This window comes from Deltaproteobacteria bacterium (assembly GCA_029858205.1).
Taxonomy (GTDB): domain Bacteria; phylum Desulfobacterota; class GWC2-55-46; order GWC2-55-46; family DRQE01; genus JAOUFM01.
Window position 1 is genome coordinate 1 of the sequence record JAOUFM010000026.1, and the last position, 5,100, is coordinate 5,100.

The 5,100-nt window shown below is 51.4% G+C and carries 7 protein-coding genes and 4 tRNA genes; all 11 read left to right on the forward strand.

Annotated elements, in window-relative coordinates; genetic code table 11:
* Window positions 1-850: aspartate-semialdehyde dehydrogenase (locus OEV59_10230; GenBank protein ID MDH4228103.1), on the forward strand; the 850-nt coding region annotated here is incomplete at its 5' end.
* Window positions 851-860: 10 nt separating this feature from the next.
* On the forward strand, window positions 861-1,607 hold the full coding sequence (truA, locus tag OEV59_10235) for a tRNA pseudouridine(38-40) synthase TruA (protein ID MDH4228104.1): 747 nt from the start codon (window positions 861-863) through the stop codon (window positions 1,605-1,607).
* Window positions 1,608-1,636: 29 nt separating this feature from the next.
* Window positions 1,637-2,344 carry a hypothetical protein gene (locus OEV59_10240; GenBank protein MDH4228105.1) on the forward strand — a complete coding sequence of 236 codons (708 nt, stop codon included), beginning with the start codon at window positions 1,637-1,639 and terminating at the stop codon, window positions 2,342-2,344.
* A 27-nt stretch (window positions 2,345-2,371) separates the two neighbouring features.
* Window positions 2,372-2,632: a zinc ribbon domain-containing protein gene (locus OEV59_10245; protein ID MDH4228106.1), complete on the forward strand. Its 261-nt coding sequence runs from the start codon at window positions 2,372-2,374 to the stop codon at window positions 2,630-2,632.
* Between the two features lie 204 nt (window positions 2,633-2,836).
* Window positions 2,837-3,616, forward strand: a complete 780-nt coding sequence (locus OEV59_10250) for an inositol monophosphatase (protein MDH4228107.1) — start codon at window positions 2,837-2,839, stop codon at window positions 3,614-3,616.
* Between the two features lie 8 nt (window positions 3,617-3,624).
* On the forward strand, window positions 3,625-4,029 hold the full coding sequence (locus tag OEV59_10255; GenBank protein ID MDH4228108.1) for a phage holin family protein: 405 nt from the start codon (window positions 3,625-3,627) through the stop codon (window positions 4,027-4,029).
* 168 nt (window positions 4,030-4,197) lie between these two features.
* Window positions 4,198-4,272: transfer RNA gene (locus OEV59_10260), tRNA-Thr, on the forward strand.
* Between the two features lie 151 nt (window positions 4,273-4,423).
* Window positions 4,424-4,508: transfer RNA gene (locus OEV59_10265), tRNA-Tyr, on the forward strand.
* A gap of 99 nt (window positions 4,509-4,607) precedes the next feature.
* Window positions 4,608-4,681: transfer RNA gene (locus tag OEV59_10270), tRNA-Gly, on the forward strand.
* Window positions 4,682-4,824: 143 nt separating this feature from the next.
* Window positions 4,825-4,901: transfer RNA gene (locus OEV59_10275), tRNA-Thr, on the forward strand.
* A gap of 78 nt (window positions 4,902-4,979) precedes the next feature.
* Window positions 4,980-5,100, forward strand: a 121-nt coding sequence (locus OEV59_10280; GenBank protein ID MDH4228109.1) for a GTP-binding protein, incomplete at its 3' end; no start/stop codon positions are given.

A 5,100-nucleotide genomic window follows, 5' to 3' on the forward strand; every position in this document is an offset into this window, starting at 1 on the left:
AGAACTCGACAAGGAGACATTCGAAGGAATCGACATCGGGCTGTTTTCCCCGGGCGCGAAGGTCTCCGCAATATACGCGCCAAAGGCCGCTAAGGCAGGCTGCATTGTCGTTGACAACACCAGTCAGTTCCGTATGGACAAAGATGTGCCGCTTGTTGTGCCCGAGGTGAACCCCGGCGCAATAGCAGAATATAAGAAGCGTAACATCATCGCCAACCCGAACTGCTCGACCATACAGATGGTCGTTGCCTTAAAGCCCATACACGACAAGTTCCGCATCAAGAGAATCGTTGTCTCTACCTACCAGTCTGTCTCAGGCGCGGGGAAGGATGCTATGGAGGAGATGACCGAGCAGGTAAGGAGCCTCTTTAACATGAAGGGCGCGGAGGTAAAGCACCTTCCAAAGCAGATAGCCTTCAACTGCGTGCCCCAAATCGACGTGTTTCTCGATAATGGCTACACCAAAGAAGAGATGAAGATGGTGGACGAGACAAAGAAAATCATGGGCGATGACTCGATAAAGGTGACCGCTACGACCGTCCGTGTGCCGGTGTATGTCAGTCATTCGGAGTCCGTTAATATAGAGACCGAAAACCCGATTACCCCTGGAGCCGTTAAGTCGCTTCTAAAGAACGCCCCCGGAGTAGAGCTTGTCGACGACCCCGGTAAGGGCGAGTATCCGATGCCCATAAACGCCGCAGGCAACGACCCGGTCTATGTGGGTAGAATACGTAAGGACGAGAGCATAGAGAACGGCATCAATATGTGGATAGTGTCCGATAACCTTCGTAAGGGTGCGGCGCTTAATGCCGTGCAAATCGCAGAGGTCCTTATAAAGGACTATATCTAAGTGCACTGTTTTGAGCACGACGCGTAACATTCTGCTGTTTCTCGAGTTCGACGGCACGGCCTATGCCGGATGGCAGCTTCAGGCCGACAGGGCAACCGTGCAGGGCGAGCTCGAGGATGCGATAAGGAATCTGACAGGGAGCGAGTCGCGCGTGTACGGATGCTCGAGGACCGACGCCGGAGTTCACGCGTACGATTACGCAGCGCTCTTTAAAACCGAATCGAAGATACCGATTGTCGGCATCATAGGCGGCCTTAATTCGCTTTTGCCCGAAGACATCGCCGTAAAGGACGCCAAAGAGGTAGACGGCGCCTTTGACCCGAGAAAGAGTGCGAAGAATAAGACGTATTTATACAGGATTTTCAACGCCCCTTACAGGACGCCGCTTTTCAGGCACAGGGCATGGAGCGTGTTCCATACGCTCGATATAGAGGTCATGCAAAAAGGCGCTGCAATGCTCGTTGGAAAGAAGGACTTCGCGTCATTCATGGCGGCGGATTCCGACGCCGAGCACTCTGTAAGGGAAATACTCTCCTTCGACGTTCGGAGGGCAGAAGGCTCTTTCATAGAGCTCGAGGTAAAGGGCACGGCCTTCCTTCGCCACATGGTGAGAATCATGGCAGGCACGCTCGTTACACTTGGAAGAGGTAAAATTACGTTAGGTGAGCTCACCTTTATAATAGACGCCAAGGACAGGACCAAGGCCCCGATGACGGCGCCGCCCGAAGGGCTTTTTCTTAAAAAAGTGGAGTACTAAGGTAACACAAACCCAAAACGGAGGAAGCGATGAGAACCATGGTGGCAGTATTGCTTGCAGCAGCGGTATTCGCAGTGTCAGCGGCCGGCAGCGCTCATGCCGGGATAAACCTCGGCGTGAACATTTCGGATGGCAAGGTAACGGACTTTCAGCTATCGGTCAGTAAGTACTATAATGTCCCGCAAACCCAGGTCGTTGCAGTTAGCGCAAAGAGCGTTCCCGATGACGAGCTTCCGGTGGTGTTCTTCCTTGCCTCGAAGACAGGAGCCTCGACGCAGGCAATCATAGACTTAAGGCTAAAGGGCACGAGCTGGATAGACATAAGCCTTAAGTTTGGCAAGGACGCCGGAGTGTTCTACGTCCCGGTTGAAAAGAGAAAAGGCCCGCCTTACGGCAAGGCATACGGTTATTATAAGAATAAACCAAAGGACGGCTGGAAGAGCGAAAGGCCCGATGACGGTGAGGTCGTAAACCTCGTGAACACGCGCTTTATGTCCGAGTATCACGGCATTTCTCCCGAAGAAGTAGGCGAGATGCGTAACGAGGGCAGAAAGTATTCCGACATAGACCGCGATGTAAAGGAAAAGAAAAAGAAGGGCAAGGGCGGAAAAGATAAAGGTGGAAAAGATAAAGGCGGAGATAAGGGCGGTAAAGGCGGTAAAAACAAAGGTGGCGATGACGACCACAGCAGCCACGGAGACCATGGTGGCGGTGGCAAAGGCCGCGGCAAAAACTAAAGCCGCTGGGCTTAGGAGGATGAAGTAATGCCAATATACGAGTATAGCTGTTCCAAATGCGGCGAGGTGTTCGAGGCATCCCAGAAGATGTCCGAGAAACCTCTTACAAAATGCGTCAAATGCGGCAAGGGCCCTGTTGAAAAGCTCATCTCGCGCTCGGCCTTCCATCTAAAAGGCGGCGGATGGTACAAGTCCGGATACACGAAGGAATCAAGTAAACCCGCGGCGTGCCCGGCATCCGCACCTAAAGATAAAAACGGCTGCGGCGGTTGCCCTTCGGCCAGTTAATACCCATTGGCAGTATGTTGAGGGAACCTTTTTGTAAAAAGGTTCCCTCAAACTCCCTCCAAAAACTTTTACCTTGTTTTGCGCTCCCCCATATGGGGGAGCGCAAAACAACAAGGCTAAAGTCTTCGGAAGGGGGTATGGGGGAAACCCTTCTACAGAAGGGTTTCCCCCAATATTCTGCCAACGGGCATTAGTGGAGGAAATATGTACATACGAGAGATAGCTATTGCTGCGGCACTGCGTGCCGGGGCGGTATTGAAGGAGAACCTTGGCGGGGAGAGAAGGCTTTCCTTCAAGGGCGCTGTCGATATCGTAACCGAGATGGACATTCGCGCCGAGGATATTATTGTATCTCTTATACGTGAGAACTTTCCTTCGCATGGCATTTTGACGGAAGAGGGCGAGGGGAAAAAGGCGGCCTCGTCAAGGTGCCGTTGGATAATAGACCCGCTTGACGGCACAACGAACTACGCGCACGGGTTTCCGATTTTCAATATTTCGATAGCCTTTGAGGAAGCGGGCGAGGTAGTGCTTGGTGTCGTGTATGCGCCGATGCTGGATGAAATGTTTGTGGCAGAGAAGGGCAAGGGCGCGTTCTTAAATAACAAGCCGATATCTGTTTCCCGTGTGTCTACTCTCGATAAGAGCCTTCTTGCAACGGGTTTTCCGTATGATATAAGGACGAACGAGAGAAACAACCTTGCCGAGTTTTCGTTATTTGCAAAACGCGCGCAGGCCATACGGAGGGCCGGGGCAGCGGCGCTTGATCTGGCGTATGTTGCGGCAGGGCGTTTCGACGCCTTCTGGGAGATGAGGCTTAAGCCCTGGGACGTTGCAGCAGCCGCTCTTATGGTAAAGGAGGCGGGCGGCGTGATTACGGGGTTCGATAAATCGCCATTTACCGTTGACACAGGCGACGTGCTCGCTTCTAACGGCCTTGTGCACGACGAGATGAGTTCCATACTCACGAAGGCACGCGGATAATCCGAATAATGGTGAAACTTCTTTTAAGGCTCATAGCGCTAAGCGCTGCGATATTCTCAATACCTTATGTGCTCCCGGGTGTAAAGGTCGAGAGTATTAGCACGGCCGTGGTCGCGGCGTTGGTGCTTGCGGTATTAAATGTATCGCTTCGGCCTGTTTTGAAGATACTGACATTTCCGATTAATTTTTTGACCCTCGGGCTCTTTACTCTTGTCATTAATACGGTCATATTGTTGCTTGTTGAGTTCGCTGTCGAGGGGTTTGAGATAGTGGGGTTCTGGGAGGCCTTTGTTGCGGCCATTTTTATCAGTGTTTTCAATATGTTACTTAGGATTATCTTTGTTAAGAAAACCAAGTACGATTATGACGACGATGACGATGACGAAGACGACGATGACGATGAAAAAAAATGATTTGCCGGTGCTTGTAAATGTACGGTTATAAATACGAGTGAGGCATCTTTTTTGCGCGTCCCGGGAAAAAAACCTTGACAAGAGTATGGTTTTTAGTTATAAATATTAAATTCTATTCCAGCCTCTTAAGGGGTTTGAGGCATGCGTATGTCTTTTTTAGGTTTACGGGCTGGCGTAGCTCAATGGCAGAGCAGCTGATTTGTAATCAGCAGGTTGCGGGTTCAAATCCCACCGCCAGCTCCACTAACTTGTTGTTTTCCTTCGTTCTATAGTTTGGACGGAGTTTTGTAGTCAATATATATATTCTCGATGACGCTCAACGACGGTTGCGGGAAGTTTTTTTCACAGGCTGCCCGTGTTGTGGTGTTTTATTTTTTTTTGTCGGGTAAGAGACGGAGGAGTACCCGAGTGGCCAAAGGGGGCAGACTGTAAATCTGCTGGCTCCGCCTACGAAGGTTCGAATCCTTCCTCCTCCACCAGTTCTCGGTTTTATCGCGCTATCGGGCGCGTTTGATGGAAAGAAGGTTTCACGGCGCGGTTTACAGGCGCGCTGCATTTTGACGGCAGTATCGAACAGCGCGGGTGTAGTTCAATGGTAGAACTCCAGCCTTCCAAGCTGGATGCGTGGGTTCGATTCCCATCACCCGCTCCAGAGTTTGGGGCCGCGAAGGGTGTTTGCGGAGATTTTTTAGATGCGCGGTCTTTTTTGATGTCAGAGCCGGTGGGCGCTCTGCTTGGGATGGGGCCGGATATAAGCAAGCGTTAGCATCCCGTAATGCGCATCATGCTTGTTTTGCCCATGTAGCTCAGTTGGTAGAGCACTTCCTTGGTAAGGAAGAGGTTCACCGGTTCGATCCCGGTCATGGGCTCCAGATACATGCGGGCAGTTGGTTTGAAGCGATGTTTTGGTCTTTGGGTTCGTAAACGACAATCAAGCGGAGGGAGATATCATGAGCAAGGCTAAATTCGAGAGGACAAAACCGCACGTAAACGTCGGCACCATCGGTCACGTCGACCACGGCAAGACGACCTTGACAGCGGCAATCACCAAGGTTCTTTCCTCAAGGGGCG